The organism is Streptomyces hazeniae, from assembly GCF_031845485.1.
Classification (GTDB): Bacteria; Actinomycetota; Actinomycetes; order Streptomycetales; family Streptomycetaceae; genus Streptomyces; species Streptomyces hazeniae.
In genome coordinates this window covers 1-20,304 of sequence record NZ_JAVREQ010000031.1, presented here as the reverse complement: position 1 = coordinate 20,304, position 20,304 = coordinate 1, and the positions used below count along the sequence as shown (strand labels likewise).

Genomic DNA, 20,304 nt, shown 5'->3' with positions numbered 1-20,304 from the left:
GTGATCACCTTCAGCACCTCACCCACCACCACGCTCGACAGCTCCGGCGGCCGATGCATGTACGAACAAGTGGACAGCCTGCGCACCATGGGACCCGCTGTTCCCGTCCAACTGCCCGAAGGCGTCGGAGCATGGTCGGTCACCCGAGGAGACATCGCAGAGCTGCTCCTTACCCACCCGGGCGTCTCCAGGAACCTTAAGAAGAACGTACCGAGCTACGAGCCGGGCTCTGTGCCCTGGCTGTCCCCCTGGGTGGACGTGGACTCCATGGCCACTGCTGAGGGAAAGGAGCACCTGCGGCTGCGCAAGCTCATCACGCCGGCGTTCACCCCCCGTCGTGTCGCAAAGATGCGGTCACAGGTCGAGGCCATCGTCGACAGGCTGCTCCACGAGCTCGAGTCACACCCGGGCGACGAGCCCGTCGACCTGCACGCCACCTTCTCCTACCGCGTGCCCACCGAGATGATCTGCGACCTCTTCGGCGTCCCGGACGACCAGCGGGCCCAGGTCCTCGCCCTCTTCGTAGCCGTCGGCCAGACCGACGTGAGCGAAGAAGAGTCGCTCGCCATCAACAACGACCTGGTCACCACGATGCAAACCCTCCTCGAGACCAAGCGTCAGGAGCCAGGCGAGGACTTGACCAGCTTTCTCCTGGCAGCACACGAAGAAGGAGACGACCCCCTCACCGAGCACGAACTCATCTCCACCCTGCTCCTGATGATCGGCGGCGGCAGCACCACCACCATCAACCTCATCGACCACACGGTGCGTGAACTGCTCGCCCACCCCGAACAGCTAGCCACCGTTCGCGCCAACCCAGACAGGTGGACCGACGCGATCGAGGAGTCGCTGCGCACCCACTGCCCGGTCATGCACCTGCCGATGCGCTGGGCCGTCGAAGACATCGATCTGGGCGAAGGAGTTGTTATCCGAGCCGGCGACGCCATCCTCATCTGCTACGGCGCCCACGGCCGCGACCCGGGCGTCCACGACGACCCCGGCACTTTCAACATCGACCGGGCCGACAAGGAGCATCTCGCCTTCGGAGCAGGCGCCCACTTCTGCCCCGGCTCACACCTCGCGCGACTTGAGGCACAGATCGCCCTGCCCGAACTGTTCCGCCGCTTCCCGCGCCTCGAACTCGCCATCGAATCTCACGAGACCGAGCATGAACACACCTTCATAGGCAACGGCCTGACCGCGCTGCCGGTGTTCCTCCGCCACAAGTAACCGAATTGGAGACCTGCAGCACGACCTGGAGGCCGGCAAGAGTCTCGGCGGAGATTCTTGCCGGCCCGGGCTCCACCAACAGCTGGACTCACGACTGCAGCTCGTCGCATGGCCCCACGGGTGGAAAGAGCCGGGGCCTCCACCGCAACCACCGGAGAACCGGATGAGTGAGATCGCACCTGCAAGCACGTCTCAGGCTACTGAACCGGAACTGAAGAATCTTGCGAACAGGACCCGGCGGCTGCTCAGCCAGGCCCGGTACCTCAACCTAGCCACCGTCTCCTCCGACGGCCGCCCGTGGGTGGCGACCTTGGAGTACGCCTGGTTCAGCGACCCACTGCGCTTTGTATACGGCTCTGCTGTCAGCTCTCAGCACAGCCGCGACGTCGCGGCCTCACCACGGGTCAGCGGATCACTCTTCTTGGCAGGTGGCAGCGCCGGACTGGATATCGAAGCGGTCGACGGCGCCCAGTTCAGCGGGATGTGTGCCGAGATCTCCGGTGCGGACCTTGGCCGGTACCACGCCGCCTTCTACGAAGCTCTCTTCCCCGACGACCAGCAGCGTGCCCAGTGGATGCTGCCGCCTCCCTCGCTCCAAGCCCCTGCAGATCATCGGCTCTACCTGATCGAGGTAGAGCAATGGTGGCTGATCGACACTCGCACTTGGGAGCAGGACAGGATCGACCGGCGCGTCGAGTTGCCATAGAAGGCGTGCCGCACGTTGTGAAGGGCGGGGCGTCGCCGGGCTGAACGTTGCCTTGCGGCCCCTCCCGGCCACAGCAGCTGTGCCGACCAGCGGCGCCCGCGGGCACCCCACGTCATCGAACCTATAAAGCGGCACGAGCTGCGGTGTGGTCGGGAGGGGCCTGGTCCGGATCTGTGCGACTGCGTCACTCAGAGCGGGGGTTCGGTGTGACGATGATCGCCAAGAGAGCGGCCGCCACGGCAACGACCGCGGCTGTCGTGAAACCACGAGAGAAACCCGCCGAGTCAGTCCCGGCGATGCTCGCCGCCGCCATGCTGGACACGACGGCGGCGCCGAGTGAGGCTCCGAACTCGTGGAACGTGCTGACGATTCCCGACGCCAAGCCGGCTTCGTGCGGTTCGATCTGGCCCAAGGCCGTGGCAGAAGCCACCACGAACACCACACCCGTACCGGCGGCAGCGACTCCCACACCGATCACCATTGCCGTGGTTCCAGTTAGCAGCGCCGGGACTGCCATCCCCGCGGCGGCAAGGAGCAGCCCCAACACACCCAGCACGCGAGGCCCTGTGCGGCCGATGACACGACCTGCGCCGTTCGCGCCGATCATGGTGGCCACCGCAACCGGAAGGAAGAGGAGGCCCGTGGTCAGCGCATCGTATCCCCGGTAGTCCTGCAGGTAGAACGTACCGAGAAAGAACACCATGATCATCAAGGCTGTGGCTACGAGGATCAAGAGGGTCCCCGCCGCGACCGGTCGGCGGACCAGCAGCCCTACATCCATGAGCGGACTCTCGGAGAAGCGCTGCCGAGCCACGAAGGCCGCGTACAGGATCGCTGAGCCCAGGAGGAGAGCAGCCGTCGTCCAGGTGACCCAGCCCTGATCTCCGGCCCTGATCAACGTGTAGGTCAGCGTTCCCGTGGCCGCGGTCACCAACACCGCACCCGGCACGTCGAGTCGGCCCTTCGCCGTGGTGCGCTGTTGCGGCGGCAGCTGCATCCGCAGGGTGAGCAGCAGCACGAGGCCCACCGGGACGTTGATGTAGAAGACCCACGGCCATCCCGGCCCGGCGGTGAGCACTCCTCCCAGCAGTACGCCGAGAGCAGCGCCGCTGCCGCCCAGCGAGGACCAGATGCCCAGCGCCTTGTTGCGCTCTTCGCCCTCGAAGATCGTGACAACGAGCGACAGTGCGGCGGGGGAGAGCAGCGCTGCTGCGAGCCCCTGGGCGATGCGGCCTCCCAGAAGCATGAACCCGGAGGTGGCCAGACCCGCGGTCAGCGATGCGGCGGCGAATAGCACCAGCCCGAGAAGCACCAGGCGGCGAGCTCCGAACAGGTCGGCGGCACGTCCTCCCAGAAGAAGGAGACCTCCGAAGGTGAGCGTGTAGCCACTCACCACCCATGTGAGCGTTTCCCGTGCCAGTCCCAGGTCTGCGCCCATATGCGGCAGAGCGATCGCGACGACGGTGACATCGAGGATCAGCATCAGTTGCGCGATGCCGACCAGTCCGAGAATTTTCCAGCGCCGGGGGTTGGGACTGGGCGTCTGACTGGCGGACGCCACGGATTCGGCCATACCTGACTCTCCTTCATGCGGTAAGTCGTACAGTGCAGTTCAAGTTACATGGGGCTACCATAGCTCGTACAGCTGTGTTCGACCTCGAAGGAGGCCCATGTCTCAGCCAGCCGCCAAAGCGGCCCGCAGGGCGGACGCGCAGCGCAATGCGGAGAAGATCCTCGACGCGGCTGTCGCCTGCCTGAGCCGGAACTCCGACGCCAGTGTGAGCGAGATCGCGCGAGCGGCGGGCGTCGGCCGGGTGACCCTGTACGGTCACTTTCCGTCCCGTGAAGCTCTGGTCGAGGCCGCGTTGACCCGGCTTCTTGCCAAGGGGAATGCGGTCCTGGAGGGACTCGACCTTGCGGGCGACCCGCGTAGTGCCCTTAGGGAACTGATTGAGTCCAGTTGGCTCTTGATGGCCCAGGCCAGCGCAGTCTTGCAGGCAGCCCAGGCCGTTCTGCCCCCTGGTCGGGTGCGCACTCTTCATGAGCACCCTGAGCAGCGTGTTGGTGACCTGGTCCGCCGAGGGCAGTCGGAAGGGGTCTTCCGGGTGGACCTGCCAGCTGGGTGGTTGGTCAGCCTCCTGCATCACGTGATGAAAGGGGCAGCGGCAGACGCGGCCCAAGGGCGCCTCGACCAGGCAGACGCGCCGCGCTTCATTGTGGACACGGTTCTGGCCGCCTACATGCCCGTTGACAGAGGCTGAACGACTCAGAAGAAGCGGCGGCGTCACGTCAGCGCGACGGCTGACGCGTCCGTCGCGCATCTGCCGGCCATGTCGGTTTGCTCGCTGCGGAGTCCGGCTGCGTCGTCTGCCTGGGCTCGCCGTGGGTATCGCGGCCAACGCCGTTGCGGCTGCCATCTCCAGCGCGGTTGTTCATCGCGTTGCCTTCTTCGAGCCGGCGCAAGTGCGCCCGGATTCCTATCAGCGCGACACCCGACCTCACGCTCCAGCACTTGCGCTCAATACGGGGGCGGGGTATATCTAGACTCCGATCCGCTATACCCCCACCGGGTATATGCGACAGCTTCAATAGCGGAGGAACTCATGTCGGACTGCTGCACCCCTGACGGCAGCTGCTCCACCAGCAATGGCGAGGCCACCACCGCGGTCGCGGATGCACAGAAGACCGTCTACAGGGTGTCGGGCATGTCCTGTGGTCACTGCAAGTCCACGCTCACGGCGGCGCTCGGCGAGCTCGAGGTCGTGCAGAGCGTCGAAGTGGACGTGGACGCCGGCCAGGTCACGGTGACGACCGGAGGCGCTCCAGACGACGCCCTGATCGCGGAGATCGTCGACGACGCCGGCTACGAGCTCACCGGCCGCGCCTGAAGATCCCCCCCCTCCACGTGCGGGCCAGTCCTCGGACTGGCCCGCACGTAGGCCAAACCGTCAACGGCCCATAGAGCAACAACGACTACGACGGCACCCCCGCAGCCGAACCCGAACTCGCCATTGACGGGATGGCTCGAGCCTCGCCCCCGACGCCCCGCCAGGCGGTGCTCGCACGTTCCCTCCAGCGACAAAGCCTGAAGCCAACGCCTGAGCCGCGCCCAGGCGTGTGTTGTGGCGTAATGCCGTTCGTGGGACACGCGCAAGCGCCATGCCCTCCCGCAGCCACCGTCACGGAGCGCGTTGACGTGCCACATCACGCCATCGAAATCGCGCTGGCCAGGACCGCCGCACCGGCGAACTCACCCGCGCGACGTAGTCTCCCCGCCGCCAGCAACGACGACGGCCCCGCCTCCTGCCACTAGTGCGCGCCAGAGCCGAGAGATCCTGCGCCCTCAAGGGCCTCAGACGGCGCAGTGGAAGACTCCTGCCCATCGACGTGCTTGCCACCCACTACCGGACGCGGCGGGCAAGGGCCATCTCCACATCGACTTCTCTCCGGCCGACCACGAGCGTTGACGCCGTGCCGCGGCCGAACGAAACGAGGCTGCCAGCCACTACCTGGAGCAGTTGGCCACTGCAGCCGTCACGGAAGAGGAAGCGCAGCGCGCGCTCTGCAGTCCGCACTCGAGGGGTGCTGGGCCGGCCCCCTGCGAGAAGTGCTTCTTGCCGCCCACACCTTTACCCGACACCAAACCGAACACTTTGCGGAATGACTGCCGTCGTGAAAGGGGAGCTCGATGGCAGCGCAGCTGTCGGGGCGGGGCGAAGTGGCGCCCCTGGGCGGGGTCGGTCGCGCTGTCGACCCCGGTGGCGGAGTGTCCGCAGGGCTCACCCTGGGGCGCTTATGGATTGGGACGTGTGCGGTCTGGTTGCCGGCGTAGCCAGTGAGGGTCACGCACCGGTGTGGGCACGGAGCCGTTTTCCAGCAGGTCCGCGTCGGAGATACGCATCATCGTGTCAAACAGCCACACCAGCCGCCCGAACCTGAGCCCTGCGAAGACCATCGCGTACTCGAAGACGAACCGGGCGGACATCGGATCCTTCTCCCGGTCGAGGGAGAGCGCTGACAGGATCAGTAGACAGACCAGAGCAGTGCCTTGTAGGAGACTGCGCCAGCTTTGCCGGAGCTTTGCGCTGTGGCGCCCGCGCACGGCCCGCAGTCTGGCGCCGTGGGCCGCGGTGTAGATGGAGATGGCGATGGCGCTGAGCCCGCCGATCGCCGAGACGACGCCCGCGGCGGCAGCGTACAGATCCGTACGCTGCCCGCTGTCGATCCACTTCAGCCAGTCGCCCGACCCGGTGCCGCGGACTGTCAGCACGTGGGTGCCGACCACGGTCGCTGCGATGAGGTAGTCGATGTGGAGGTGTTCGGACCAGCGGTCAGCAATCCCAGCGCGTACGCCCACGTGCCCCCCTGTCGCCCCAGGTCACAAGTCCCCTGCGTCCACCGCCAGGCGCAGGGCGTCCTCATGTTCAGCGGCTGCTCCAAGGATGGCATCCACCGCTGACATGATCCGGATGGAGTTCCCTTCGGCGTCGGTGGCCGGTACGCGTTTCTTCGCTGTGATGCTGTGCTCCACCAGCTCCACCAGGCGCGTGTGCTCCGGGCCCCCAGGGTCGGAGTACACCAACCGGGCGCGGGCGCGCTCGGCGCCGGTGACCACGTCGGAGATCTCTTCCAGGTCGGCCAGGAGACGTTCGCGGTGTTCCCTGAGGACCTTTTTCTTCGGCACGCTAATGATCATGGTCACGCTGATCTCCCCGTAGGACTCGCCGGCCACGTGCAGCGTGCGGGCAAGACCGCCACGCCGGTCGCTGAGGGCGCCCAGCTTGTTCGCCATGACCTTGACCTCGACGCGGCTCGCACCGGAAGCAGTCTTGAGTTTCTCGATCTCGGAATGCGCGACCACTGGACGCAACTGGAGCTGGCTTCCAGGGAACAGGCCGATCCCGTTCAGCCACGTCTCCAACCCTTTGTGGCTGGGGGCGGAGACTCCTCCTTGCATGATTCCTACGACGTTGCCGAAAGACAGGAAGCAGATTACGGAGGTGTCCAGGTAGCCTTCCTGGGCCGTCTGCTCCAGCTCACGGAGGTGACCGGTGTCGAAGTTGAGAACGGACAGCCACTCGCCTGCGTCTTTGACCCGGTGCAACAGCAGGTGGTCCTGCATGTGGTACGTACGAACCGAGCCCACGAGATGCGAGTCGCCCTCGTGCGAGCGGCCCTCGACCGGGGCACGCGACAGGTCGGCCAGTGCACCGTCCCAGTCCATCAGCTCAGGGATCCGCCTGGCTTCCCCTGCTTTCACGGTAACGATCTCGTAGAAGCCGACCGTGCGTTCTTTCATATGGCCCAACGTGGCCAAGGCGTACCCCCTCAAGTACTCGGCGAGCAGCTGCGGCCCGTGCCTCGAAGGCCACCCAGACCCGCGTCACTGCACAAGCGATCCTAGGCCGTGTCAACGGCCACTCCGGTTCCAAAGCGGCAGTTGACGCGAATTCTGACAAGCCGCGACGAGCCCACGCCGATGCGCCAGCGCAACGCTCGCGAAGCGACGCTCAGCTCTACCGATGGATCAGAGCACATGCAGCTCCGTCCGTGCCGGGGGAGAGGCCATGATGGCGTTATGGCCGCCACGACTGAGACCAGCAGCACCACTGCCACCGGCGTCCGCGGGCAGCGCCGCGTACTACGCCCGCATCAGGCCCAGGCTCGTGACCGTCTGGTGCGGCATCTGCGCCGCCGTGCCCGTGGGCTGTATGTGGCGGCCACCGGCTCCGGGAAGACGCTGACCGCGATCCGTGTCGCCGAAGACCTCGGCGCCCGCCTGGTCCTGGTCGTGGTGCCGACGCTGGACCTGGCCGCGCAGACCGCCCTCGCCTGGCGGGCGGACGGCCGCCGCGAGCACATGGTGATCGTCTCCTCCATGGACACCCGGGGCCACGACACCCTGGCCGCGCAACGTGTCGGATCGACCAGCGACTCCGAGGCCCTGGCCGCGCTGATGTCCACCACTGCCCGCAACCACGTCCGTGGCCTGATGGTGATCTGCACCTACGACTCCCTCGACAAGATCGAAGGCACCCAGCACACCGGCCACACCGTGCCGCCGTTCGACCTGGCGATCATGGACGAAGCCCACCGCATCGCCGGCCGCGCCGACAAGAAGTGGGCCGTAATCAACGACGCGAGCAGGATCCGCGCGGACCGCCGCCTCTACATGACCGCCACCCCCCGCAGCTTCACCGCACCCGAGCTCGCCGACTCCGCCGACACCACCCACCCCCGCCAGCGACGCAGCACCACCTGGGCTCACGACACCGCAGCCGCGCTCAACTCCATGGACAACCCCGCCGTCTACGGCCCGACAGTCCACGAATACCCCCTCGCCCAGGCCATCGCCGACGGCGTGGCGGCCGACTACCGCATCGTCGTCCCCACCCTCACCGACACCGAACTGCGCGCCCGCCTCAACCTCCCCACCACCAGCACCAGTGACAACGAGGCCGGCCCCCGCACCGAGGACGCCCTGCGCACCACCGCCCTCCACCTGGCCGTCCTCAAAGCCATGACCGACCACGCCCTACGCCGCGTCCTGGTCTACTTCCACCGCGTCGAAGACGCCAAAAGATTCACCCGCGAACTGCCCCACACTCTGCGCCAGACCCGCCACACCACCCCCGACACGCCCCCCGGCAGCACCCCGGAGTTGTTCTTCGTCCACGGCGACCACACCCCCGAACAGCGCACCGCCCTCTTCACCCGCTTCGCCCAAGCCGACACTGCCATCCTCGCCAACGCCAAACTCATCTCCGAAGGCATCGACATCCCCAGCGTCGACGCCATCGTCTTCGCCGACCCCACCCGCAGCGTCATCCGCTGCGTCCAAGCACTCGGCCGCGCCCTGCGACCCGACGTCAGCGGCAAGACCGCCAGCCTCATCGTCCCCGCCTACGTCCCGCCCGGCGCCGACCCCGAAGACATCCTCGGCACCCCCTACGAGCCGGTGTGGGCCATCACCAGCGCACTGGCCAGCCACGACCACCGCATCCTCGAACGCCTGCCGAACAAGACCCGCCGCCTCTCACGCGAGACCAGCCGCCTCATCCAGCGCCGCTGGCACTTCGACTTCACCACCCACCCCGAAAGAATCGCCCGGGGCATGGATCTCATTGCCCTCAACCCCCGCGGCCCGGCCTCCCGCGCCCGCCGCGAAGGCCTCACCGCAGCCCAGGCCTTCCACGACACCCACGGCCACCTCGACGTCCCCGCCAACTACACCGACCCGGTCGGCTACGCCCTGGGCCGCTTCATCACCACCATGCGCGAAGCCCACACCGCCGGGCGCCTCGACCCCGACTTCGCCGCCGAACTCGACGCCCTCGGCATGGTCTGGGACAAGCACAAAGCCGCCTGGCGCGCCCGCCTCACCTCCCTGGCCGACTACCACGCCGCCCATGGCCACCTCGCCATCCCCACCACAACCTCGGACGGCGCCTTCCTCGCCGAACAGCGCTCCCACGACCACAAGGGCCGCCTCGACCCCGGCCGCGCCGCCGAGCTCGACGCCATCGACCCCGACTGGCGCCTGCCCTACGGACCAGACTGGCACCGCAAGTACCACCTGCTCCGCCGTCACCTCGAGTCAGGCCATGACCCCGCTTCCATCCAACCCGGCACCCGCCTCGCCACCGTTGACATCGGCACCTGGCTCCACCGACAGTTCACCCGCTGGACCACCCTCACCGACAAGCAGCGCTCGATGCTGACCATCATCGGGGCCGAACCCGCCACCACACCCCGGCCGCGGCGAAGGCGCCGTAGCTTCGAGGACACCGCCCGCATCCTCAAGCTCTTCCTCCACCGCGAACGCCGAGCCCCCACCGCCCGCGAATCCATCACTGTCGACGGTGAAGAGATCAAGATCGGCCCCTGGCTCGCCAAGGCACGCCACAAACAGCGCGCCGGCCTCCTCCCCGCCGCTCACAGCGCTCTGATGGACGAGCTGTTCGACGGCGACTGGACCAACGACACGGCTGTCCCTGCACACTTCGACCAGCGGGGGCGGTGAGAGCCTGTCTCTGAACCGGATCGGCTGGGTGGCTGTCTGGACACCAGCGCGGAACTTCCCCCGCGCCTTTGCGCCATCCGGAGGGGTTCCCCAAGGCCGACGGCCGCGCGCGTGCATCCATGGGTCGGTTTCCGGCGCGTGGTCCTGAACGAACTGGGCGGCGGGGGAGAGCTGGGCTGGACGCGCTGCGCGATCGTCCGATCCCCTTCCCCGATCCGGACAGGTCCCGTGCATCTTCGAGATGTGTGGACCCCTGCGCAGGGTTGGGGCGGCATCAGTGTCGGGCTCGGCCGAGCCGCGTTGCACCCACGGTGGTCCCCGACGGCCCAGTAGCGATCGACGTGCCGTGCTCGGTGCACCGCAAGCCTCGTGTCGCCGGTGGTGTTGGTCCATGTCGTGAAGCCCCCCAGAGGCCGTGGAGCTCGGGCAGGAGAGCCAGTTCGAGCTCGGCGCTTTGCTGGTAGGTGTGGAAGAGGGCTCGGTGGTTGGGGAGGGGGCAATCGAGAACTGCGCGGGCGCGCGTTGCAACGTTCGCGGGATGTCTGGCACGACGCACGCGCCAAACCCACGCCCGGCACGTCACGACCCCGTGATGCCGACCACCTCGCCGGCTGCGCGCATCACGGCAGCGTAAGGACTACCGCCGGCGATGCCCCTCCGTGTGCGAACCGCGGCCACCACAACGCCCTGCAGGCACATGTAGACATTAATCGCAGGATTCCGGCAGTCAATGTCACTGGCGACGGATACCGTCGCAGACACCAACCAAGCAGGCCGTGAACCCAAGGCGGCACGGACGCCGCGCGGGAGCTGAAAAGGGGTGGGAGATGAGCCGACCGCGGATGTGGTGGCAGGAGGTCCACCCAGGCGACTGGGCGGCGTTCGCACTGCCCGATGACCTGGTCCGGGAGCGCTACACCGCACTGCTGGCAGCCCTGGAGGAGCTGTCCACACGCGGCCCGATGTCCACACTGGCCGACATCGGCACGCAGCTGCGGGCCATCGGCTACCACGATCCGCTCCCCGAGCCGGACCTGCTCAAAGCTTTGGATCAACTGGCGAAGTGGGGCTTCGCCGAACCCTTCCGTGACTACGCAGCCCCCGTACGCAACCTCCAGGGCATGGTCATCCGGCAGGAGGCGTGGGCATTGACCCGCAAGGGACGCGGTATCGTCGCCGCCGTCCGGGCAGCCGTGGTCGACGTTCGCCGCGCGCTGCAACTGCCCAGCCGCCTGCTGGACAGCGTCGAGCACACCGTGCGCGGCACCCTCGACCACCTTACCGCCGACCACGGGCTGCTGCCGGTCGATCTGGAGGACGTGCGCACCCGCATCGACGAGCTCCAGCGGGTCACCGCCGACTTCTACGCCGCCCTGGCGCAGATGGTTCAGTCAGACGTCACCAACGACAGCCTCTTCGGCGACAACCGCGACCGGGTCATCGAAGCACTGCGGCAGTTCCCCCGCGAATACGGCCGAGCACTACGCCGGGTCGAGGCAGCACTGAGCGACCTCCAAGCGGCCGGCCCTCGCCGAATCGTCGAGGCCGCCGTCCCGCACGCCGGCCTGATGGACCCCGGCGACCAGCAGCACTGGGTCGACGAACGCGTCCGCCGCCTGGAAGACCTCCAGGCCTGGTTCCGCCCCGAAGGCACCATCCAGCGCCTGGTCGCCTCAGCCACCGGCGCCGTACACACACTTCTGGTCGCCATCGACCGGCGCTACACCGCGCGGCGGCGCGGCTCCGACCTGGGCGTGGACTTCCGTTCCCTCGCCTATAGCCTCCACGCCCAGCCGACCCCGGCCCAGGCACGACGCGTATACGCCGCCGCCTTCGGGGACTGGCCGGCCTGGCACGCGTTCATTGGCCCGACCGAAGAAGACGTCGCCCACGGCACCGCCGCCCAAGCCGGCACCGGCCGACACCAGGTAGAGGTGACCCTGCGCGAACACGAACGGCACGGCCCGTCCAGCGGCAGGCCCCGCAGGGTAGCCGACACCGCGAGGGACCGGGCGGCCGCACTGGCCGAAGCCGCCGACGAGGCGGCACAGCGCCGGCGTTTCGCCACCATGCTGATCACCGACACAGAGGTAGGGCTGCAACATTTCACCGGCCTACCGACCGACGCGGCGGTCATCCTGTTCCGCGCCATCGAGGTCGCCCTCGCCCAAATGGACCCGGCCACCGGGCGTGGACAGGCCGAGGCCGACGGAGCAGGCGTCGTGGTCCACCTCCGACGCGGCGACCCCCACCGGACCGTGACCGTGGCCCTCGCAGAAGGCCAGCTGACCGGCCCCGACCTGCGAATACGCGTCACCGCCGCCAGCCACACCGCTACGACCAGCCGGCAACAGCGCGTCCCGAAGACGTGGAGCGTGGCATGACAACGACGCCGCACCTACTCGACCCCGATCTGCGCGAGGCAGCCCGCCGACTCATCGCCACCGGTCGCCTGCGCGCTGAGAGCGACCCGGAGCTCTACCGCGCCGCCGTCAAAGGCGGCGCCACGCTCGCCCAGTTCTTCCGCACTGAACTCGGCTGGCGCATAGAGGTCCACGAAGTCGCCGAACTCATCCGGCTCCACAAACGGCGCACCGACGTCCCCGACGACCGCGGCCCCTACTTGCCCCGCGACGGCCGCGAAAGGCAGATGGCCCCCACCGAGGTCCTGATACTGGTCTGCCTGATCTGCGAGCAACTGTGGCGCCGCCCCCGCGTGAGCCTGCGCGAGCTGTTGCAGGCCGTCGCGCAGGTGTGCGCGGCCGAAGCCCTCACCGGGCGCCTGCCGCAGTTCCGCATCGTCGCCTCAGACGGCACCGGAAAGAAGGAAGCCCGCGAAAGCCGACGCTACCTGGTCGACGCTCTCAAGCTCTTGGTCGCCGAAGGGTCGATCACCGTCGACGCCGACCTCGACCGCGCCGTCGCCGACGAGGACAGCGACCTGGTCGTCACGGCATCCAGGGACCGCCTCGCCGCCAAGTTCTCCTCCCTTTCCCCCGCCCTACTCGGCCTCAACGACCTTCCGGCCAAGCAGCACACTGCTGCCCTGTCCGCCGAGACGCTGATGGACCACACCGAAACCGCCCCCGAACCAGCGAGCGCCCCGACCAGGGAAGAGCGGCGACTGAAAGCACTGCGCCGACTCGTCGACGACCCCGCCACTGACCCCCTCGACGACACCGCAGACACCACCGCCTACCTCCACACCCTCACCGGACGTGAACGAGCCCTGAGCGTCGTGTCCGGCCTCGGGCTGACTGCCACCGTCCGCCGCGACTGGTGGCAGACCACCGACCCGACCGGGATCGGCACCGGCATCGATTTCCCCCAAGGACGCCGCACCGAGCGGCAGGCAGCCCTCGCCCTGCTTGCCGAGCTGCCCCGCCGCGTCGACCCGACCAGCTTGCTTGCCATCACCGAGGTGACCGCCCTGTTTCAGCGCTACCGCGACAATCTGCCCCGCTGGGCAGCCGCCTACGACGGGCGCCTGACCGCCCTGGCCCGAGCCGCCACTGCCGAACTCATCCAAATCGGCCTGCTCACCCCAGAACCCGAACGTCCCGACCACTGGCACCCCACCCCCGGCATCTACCTCTGGCGAACCCAGCTGCGCCACCCGCCCAGCGCTGCGACGACACCTGCCGGGCCCAAACCCACCCCGCCCCGGCTGGACTCAGCACATGCAGGAGCTGACCGATGAGCATCATCGATCACCCCGCCCCCCACCCTGCCACCACCATGGCACTCGGCCAGCCCGGCGCCGAAGGCCGCTGGCAGCCCACCCGCGCCGGGATCGTCAACTCCTGGGCCTGGGCCAGTGAAGACCTGCTGTTCGCCGACGGCTGGCTCACCCTGGCCGGCCCCAACGGCTCCGGCAAGTCCCTGACTGCATCCATGCTGGTCACCGTCCTGCTAGACGCAGACACCTCCCAGACGGCCCTGTCGGTATCCGGCAAAGCGGCCGGCACACTCACCAGCCGCCACACCGACTTCAACGACCGGGAAGACCGCACCGGCGCCTGGTGGCTGGAGTACGGGCTGCGCGATGCGGACACCGGCGAGGTGACGTACCTGACGACCGGACTGTGGTTGAGGGCGACCGGCGGCCACCTCCACCGCGCGTTCTTCCTCACACCCGGCCGCATCGGAAGCGACCTGCTGCTGCAACGCGACCGCGAGCCGACCCGGATCGACGACCTGGCCGGTCAACTCGCCGCCGGCGGCGGGGAGCTTTTCACCGCCTCACCCAGCCTGCGCACCAAAGCGCTGGCCCATCTGCCGGTTGTCTCCGACGAGCGCGACTACAGGCACACCATCCGCACCCGCCTCTTCGCCCCACTCGACGAAGTCCAGTTCGACGCACTCATCGCCGTTCTGCGCAGCCTGCGCAGTCTGCGCACCGCCGAGGCCATCTCTCCCACACGCATGCGCCAAGTGCTCACCGACGCGCTACCCGCCCTCGACACCGAAAGTCTCACCCTGATCGCGGAGGCGATGGAGCGCATCGCCGAGCTGGAGACTCAGCTGCAGCGCACCCGCGAGGAAGCCAAACTGCTGCAGAGCACCGACCGCGCCTATCGTCGCTACCTCACCACCGTCGCCCAAACCCAGGCCGCAGCCCTGACGGCCGCCAACACCGAGTTCGACGACCAGACCCGCCGGACACGGGAGACGACCGCCCAGGTCAAAGAGGCCCAGGCCGCCGAGGCCGCAGCCGACCAGGAGCACACGGCCACCCTCACCCGTACTTCCCAGCTCGAAGGCCGCCTCGAAGCAGCCGACAGCGAGCTGCGCGGGCACGCCGGAGCCGACCTGCCGCACCGGGAAATCCGGGCTACCGAACTGGCTACAGCCGCCGACGAGGCCGCTCTACGAGCCGAACAGGCAACCACCGACGCGGCAGCGGCCACCGAACAGGCCGACAGCTCCGCGATCCTTGCCCACACCAGCCAGAACCACCTCCGGGACCTCGCGGACGAACTGCGCACCACCGCCACGACGCTCGGAGCCGAAGCAGCCATCGAACGGCTGTTGACCGCCACCGGGCAGCTCGCCTCGGCTGACACCGCCACCACGATCGACATCGACATCGCCCCCCTAGGCGCGACCCCTGGCGCCTGGGCCGAAGCACGCACCAGCCAGATACGGGCGGTAGACGACGCGCTGCGCCGCCACCAACTCGCCCAGGAAGCCGAATACACGGCCGCCGAAGAACTCCGCAGCACCGAAGACGAGGAGGACACCCACCGTCGCCTCGCCGCCGAAGCCACCGCCCACCGGCAGCACACCGAGGACGACCTCGCCTCCCGCCTGGCCGACTGGTCGGCCACCGCCCGCCAGTTGGAACCCGCCCCCGTAGAACTCGCCACCGGCGCCAACGACGAGCACCGCGTGGACCTCGGACGGCTCACCGCCTGGCTCGCCTCTGCTGCCGCTGCAGCCCGCGCACGCATCGACCTGCCCCGCCACCAGCAGACCGTCGCCACCGACGCCGCCCTGGCCACGGAAGCCGCCGCCACCGCGACGCGGGCCCACACCGCACATCAGGCCGCGCAGGCCACGGCCGCCCGGGCTATGGCCGCCCACCGCGACGTCCAGGAGACCGCCAGGGCCGAGGCCGAGCAAGCCGAACGGCAACGAGACCACACCCACGCCACCTACCAAAAGGCCGAGGCTGCCGCGCACGCCGACCTCGCCGAAGCCTGGCAGCGGTGGACCGACTGCGTGGCCGCCTCCGCCCGCACCGCCCGCAACTGGTTGCAAAACGTGCACCACTGGCGAGCGGACCTGGTCCACCTGTCGCCCGATGCCATCCACGTACCCGACACCCCGGCGGTGAACAACCCTGCGGAGGACACCGAAACCTGGCTGGCCGCCCTGCGCCCTGCCGCCATCGAACTGATGGCACAGCGCGCACACGCGGCAGCGGTCCCGCTGCTGCACCACCACGCTGAGGCAGCCGAGCACCAGGCCAACCTCGCCGCCGCCGACGTCGACGCCATCGAAGCCGAACTCGTCGCAAGCCGCCAGGCCGCTGCTACCCCGCCCGCCCCATCGTGGCGGACCCGCCAGGCAGGTGACGGCACCCCCTTGTGGGCCCTGGTCGACTTCGCCTCGCACCTCACCGACACCGAAGCCAGCCGCATTGAGGGCGCCCTGCTGGTCGCCGGCATCCTCGATGCCCTGGTCACCCCCGACGGCCGAGCAGTGGCCGGCGACCTCACCCTCACCCCTACCCGGCACCGAGCCGCCAGAACCACCCTGGCCGATGTGCTGCACGTCGAACCGGACCCGGCCATCGACCCCGACCGCGTCCGGCAACTCCTGCACGCCATTCCCCTCGACACCCCCGGCAGCGATCTGGCCACCGGCCAGCTGACCTCCGGTGTGCTCACCGCCGCCGCCCCCGACGGCTACCGGGCCGCCTACATCGGCCGAACCGCCCGCGAGCGGGCCCGGCTGGAGCGCGTCGCGGCTCTCGAGGGCGACCTGGCCGCCGCCGAACAGCGCCTGGCTGCCGCAGGGGAGGAGGTACGCCGACGCCGCCAGGACATTCAGGCCGCCGCCGACGAACGCGACGCCTTCCCGAACGCGGGGGCACTGCTGGCCGCACGCGACGACATGGTCCGGCTGCGGCGGGAGGCCGCCACCGTTCAAGGACAGACCGACGGCCGCATCGCAGCCGCCGAGCACAGGCGGCAACAGGCCCTCGCCGAGATTCAGACCGCCGCCGTTGCGCGCGCCGCACGCCTGGCCGCCGCCGAACAGGACCTGCGCCACGCTGAGCAGGCCGCCACCGAAGCCGGTACCCAGGCCGAGCAAGCAGGCCAGATACTCACCGAGCGGCAGCAGGCCGCACAGCGCAGCGAGGCCGCCCGGGAGGCCGCCTCCGACGCTCAACAACTAGCGGACGCCGAACAGGCAGCCTTCCCCCTTGCGGCCCTTGCAGCCGCCCAGGCTGCCCAGGGAGCCGAAGACGATGCAGGCGACGCTCTCACCCGCGCCCGCAGCATCGTGCTGGCCGCTGCCGAACGGCACCGCACGGCCGGCGAGATGGTCAAGAACGCTCTGCGTACGCTCAATCAGCGCGCCACCTTGCCCGACGGATCGCTCCTGCCCACCGAGCCAGCCGCTCTGGACCGGCACGCACGCGCGACCGAACAACTCGCCTCGCAGACCGAGGCATGGAAACACGCCGCGCTGCGGGCCACCGACCTCCTTCACCGCGCGCTCCACGACGCCGATGCGGCCAAGGAGTGGACGCTCCGCTGCGAACGCGCCCGCCAGGAGGCGGATACCGCACGCCTGGCCGCCCACCGCGAAGCCGCAGCCGTCGCCGAGATCCGCTCTCTGCACGGAGCCGAGTACGAGCGGCTGCGGCATCACCGCACGCAAACCGCCGAAACACTGCAGGCAGCCCGGGCGCAGGCTGAGAAGCTACTGAAACAGCGCAACGACGCCGCCGTACAGGCCGCTACCGCCCAGGCCACACTCGAGGGCATCGCTCCCCACCGGCAGGCCGCCGAATCCCGCCGTGACGCCTGCCTGCGCCAGCTCGGCAGGCTCGCCGAGGAAAACCTCCTCACCGTGCCTGACGACCTGCCCACCGATGCCTCAGGACGGCCTGCACACCTCACCGCCGGCCTGGCCTGGGCACGCCACCTGCTCTCCGACCGCCCTGCCTCCGCTGACCGCCTCACCACACTCACCCAGACACGCGACCGGGCTCTGGCAGCGCTAGAGACCAGCGCACGCACGGTTAACACCGCACTGGCCCGCTTCGACCGCCAGGTCACCCTGGTCAGCATCGAGGACACCGACTGGCGCCGCGCCATCGTCGCCGACCCAGGCGCCGCCCGCGGAGAAGACCTGCACGCCGCCGTCGAGGCCCTCAATGCCACCGCCGGCCAACTCGAGGACGACTTGCGCGCGGACATCAAGCAGACCCTGAAAACCAGCCTCTTTACCCGGCTGCGCAGCGATGTGCGCCTGCGCCGCGAAGCGGCCCAAGAACTGGTTCGCAAGATCCGCTCCACCCTGAGCGGGGTGCGCACCGGCGTCGCAGGCGTCGGCGTCCAGGTCGCATGGACGGTACGCGAAGACGAGGACGCCCAGCGCATGGTGGACCTCATCTCCCAGCCGCCCTCCGACGCCGTATTCGAGCAGATGTACGCGGTACTACGGCAGCGGATGGACGAGAAGGCCGGCGAGCCCTGGGCGGAACGAGTCGCCCACACCTTCGACTACCGCGCCTGGCACGACTGGGAGATCTCCCTGACCCACGCCTCATTCGGCGACGGCAGCGCGGAGAAATTCCGCAAGGTGACCGCCCGCTCGAACCCACTGGAGGCGCTGTCCACCGGCGAGCGGAGACTGGCCACCATGCTCCCGCTGCTCGCCGCCGCATGGTCGATGTACTCCGGCGACAGCTTCAAAGGGCCCCGTCTGCTGTCCGTCGACGAGATTGACGCGGCGTTCGACGAACCCAATCTGCGGCAAGTCCTGGCACTGCTGCGCTCCTGGGACTTCGACGTGCTCGCCACCGCCCCGTTCATGACCCCCATGATCAAACAAGAAGCCAGGAAGGTCATGGTCCACCAAGTGGTCACCGCCGGACGGCACCGGGTCACGGTTCCCTGGCTGTGGCAAGGCCATGGCGAACCCCAGCCCCTCACCCTCGACCTGCATCTGGACCACACCCACCGCGAGGAGCACACGTGAGCGCCGACCTCGACCTGATTGCCGAGGACCCTGACCTAGCTCCCCTGTGGACCGTCATCCACGACCGAATGTGCTCCGGCCAGGCCGCCGAGACGATCGCTGCCGTACGGGTACCCACGTTGACCCCGTCGGGGATCGCCACCCTGCGTTCCTGGCTCGACACCACCGCTCGCCGCCGGGGCGTCCGCTCAGCCGTCACCGTCGGCGCCTCCGGCGTCCGCGTACCGCTACGCGAACTGCTGACCCTCCTTGGCCTGACTGCCGAGCACCTTCCGTACCTGGTGGAACGCGCCGTCGGCCGCCCGGTAGTGGACCGAGCGGCGAACCGGCGCACGGCTGCAGCGCTACGCCAGGAACTGTGGGACTACGCGAGCGGAGCTTTGCCGCACGTGCCCGCTTTGGTGGCGCGGATGCGTGCGGCCGGCGTCGCGGACGACGACGCGGCCTCGGTACGCCGCATCGTCGACGCACTGGCCGCCGCGACCTCGCAGCTGCCTCGCAGCCCAGCAGTCTCTCTGGCGAAGCTCTCGCACGACTGCACGGGCGACCCGCACTACTTCGACCTGGACACCACACCCGGCGCCCGGCTGGTCGCCGCGATCGCCGAACTGGACAAGCGCTCTGAGCCAAGCCGCCCGGACCTGGTGCGGGCGCTGCTCGCCGATTACGGAGTGATCGCCGACCGGCTGTCGGCCACCGTCTTGCTGTACCGGGTGCAGGCGGTGGGTGACGGCCCGGTGGACCGACGGCTACGAGAGGCGGCCACACCGGTGGCGCTGACCCTGCTCGACCTGACCCGCACGCCACCGATGCTTGCTCCTCAAGTGCTCACCGTGGTCGAGAACCCTTCGGTCCTCGAGGCGGCCATGGCCTGCGACAGCCCGGGCCCGCTGGCATGCACCAGCGGTCAGCTCAGCAGCGTCGATCACACCCTTCTTCAGCTCGCGGTCGACCAGGGGATCCATCTCAGATACAGCGGTGATCTGGACGGAAGTGGTCTGCGGATTGCTGAGTACGTGGCACGGGTCTACGGGGCCGAGCTGGTTGCGATGGACGCATCGACGGTGCGAGACGCAGGCCCTGAGCCCTCATCAGTTACCCTGGGGTCGACTCCCGAGGCACGAGAAGCGACCGTATGGAACGCCTTGAAAGCGGGCGGACGGGCGATCTTCCAGGAACACGACGCTGTGTTGCGTCAGGTGCTGGGGCAGCCTGCACATTCGCCGACGGCAGGGCCTGGTGAGTGGTCATAGAGAGACTCTGGGGTCCGTCCGGGGACGAGGACTTCGTCCGTGAGTTCACCCCCGTGGGGGACGGAAGCGAGATCAGGATTTCTCGAAGGTTTTCAGAAGGAAGCACTCCGAGAGGCTGGACCTCCCCTCCCAGAGCGCCGGGTTCACCCCCCTTGCCGCTAGCCCGAATGCCCCGCTTCGCGGGGCATTCGAACTCGCAGGCGAAGCCGGAGAGTTCAGAGGTAGGGCAGCGAAGCGCCCTACCTCAGGCGCGCAGGCGCCAGCCGCGCGCAGCGCGGCACTCGGCGCAGCGCGCCGAGTTGACACTTCGTCACCGCCGCGCAACGCGCGGCGGCTTTCACTTGGAGAGCGCGCAGCGCTCTCTTACCCGC

12 protein-coding genes are annotated in these 20,304 nt (G+C 68.8%); 9 read left to right on the top strand and 3 right to left on the bottom strand.

Annotated features, from left to right (window positions below; all coding sequences use genetic code 11):
* Both RM572_RS25585 and RM572_RS25580 read left to right on the top strand, forming a co-directional pair.
* Positions 1–1,230, top strand: coding sequence for a cytochrome P450 family protein (locus RM572_RS25585; protein ID WP_311675747.1), 1,230 nt, complete (start codon positions 1–3; stop codon positions 1,228–1,230).
* A gap of 163 nt (positions 1,231–1,393) precedes the next feature.
* Positions 1,394–1,936: a pyridoxamine 5'-phosphate oxidase family protein gene (locus RM572_RS25580; RefSeq protein WP_311675746.1), complete on the top strand. Its 543-nt coding sequence runs from the start codon at positions 1,394–1,396 to the stop codon at positions 1,934–1,936.
* A gap of 184 nt (positions 1,937–2,120) precedes the next feature.
* On the opposite strand, the gene RM572_RS25575 is transcribed toward RM572_RS25580, so the two are convergent.
* Positions 2,121–3,509: an MFS transporter gene (locus RM572_RS25575; RefSeq protein ID WP_311675745.1), complete on the bottom strand. Its 1,389-nt coding sequence runs from the start codon at positions 3,507–3,509 to the stop codon at positions 2,121–2,123.
* A gap of 97 nt (positions 3,510–3,606) precedes the next feature.
* On the opposite strand from RM572_RS25575, the gene RM572_RS25570 reads away from it, so the two are divergent.
* On the top strand, positions 3,607–4,197 hold the full coding sequence (locus RM572_RS25570; RefSeq protein WP_311675744.1) for a TetR/AcrR family transcriptional regulator: 591 nt from the start codon (positions 3,607–3,609) through the stop codon (positions 4,195–4,197).
* A 342-nt stretch (positions 4,198–4,539) separates the two neighbouring features.
* The gene (locus tag RM572_RS25565; protein ID WP_311675743.1) at positions 4,540–4,824 is read left to right on the top strand and encodes a heavy-metal-associated domain-containing protein; all 285 of its coding nucleotides are present in this window, start codon (positions 4,540–4,542) and stop codon (positions 4,822–4,824) included.
* 905 nt (positions 4,825–5,729) lie between these two features.
* Here the strand turns inward: RM572_RS25565 and RM572_RS25560 are convergent.
* Both RM572_RS25560 and RM572_RS25555 read right to left on the bottom strand, forming a co-directional pair.
* Positions 5,730–6,293, bottom strand: coding sequence for a hypothetical protein (locus RM572_RS25560; RefSeq protein ID WP_311675742.1), 564 nt, complete (start codon positions 6,291–6,293; stop codon positions 5,730–5,732).
* Between the two features lie 21 nt (positions 6,294–6,314).
* Complete coding sequence (locus RM572_RS25555) at positions 6,315–7,235, bottom strand: hypothetical protein (RefSeq protein ID WP_311675741.1); 921 nt, start codon at positions 7,233–7,235, stop codon at positions 6,315–6,317.
* 279 nt (positions 7,236–7,514) lie between these two features.
* On the opposite strand from RM572_RS25555, the gene RM572_RS25550 reads away from it, so the two are divergent.
* The 5 genes from RM572_RS25550 to RM572_RS25530 all read left to right on the top strand — a co-directional run bounded on the left by RM572_RS25550 (position 7,515) and on the right by RM572_RS25530 (position 19,933).
* Positions 7,515–9,959 (top strand): DEAD/DEAH box helicase, encoded by a 2,445-nt coding sequence (locus RM572_RS25550; protein WP_311675740.1) that lies wholly within the window; start codon positions 7,515–7,517, stop codon positions 9,957–9,959.
* 827 nt (positions 9,960–10,786) lie between these two features.
* Positions 10,787–12,343 (top strand): DUF2397 family protein, encoded by a 1,557-nt coding sequence (locus tag RM572_RS25545; protein WP_311675739.1) that lies wholly within the window; start codon positions 10,787–10,789, stop codon positions 12,341–12,343.
* Complete coding sequence (locus tag RM572_RS25540; RefSeq protein ID WP_311675738.1) at positions 12,340–13,659, top strand: DUF2398 family protein; 1,320 nt, start codon at positions 12,340–12,342, stop codon at positions 13,657–13,659. Before RM572_RS25545 ends, RM572_RS25540 begins: the two co-directional genes overlap by 4 nt.
* Positions 13,656–18,680 carry an SbcC/MukB-like Walker B domain-containing protein gene (locus RM572_RS25535; RefSeq protein ID WP_311675737.1) on the top strand — a complete coding sequence of 1,675 codons (5,025 nt, stop codon included), beginning with the start codon at positions 13,656–13,658 and terminating at the stop codon, positions 18,678–18,680. Before RM572_RS25540 ends, RM572_RS25535 begins: the two co-directional genes overlap by 4 nt.
* A complete protein-coding gene (locus RM572_RS25530) occupies positions 18,677–19,933 on the top strand; it encodes a TIGR02679 domain-containing protein (RefSeq protein WP_311675736.1) in 1,257 nt (418 codons plus the stop codon). Before RM572_RS25535 ends, RM572_RS25530 begins: the two co-directional genes overlap by 4 nt.
* Positions 19,934–20,304: the final 371 nt, after the last annotated feature.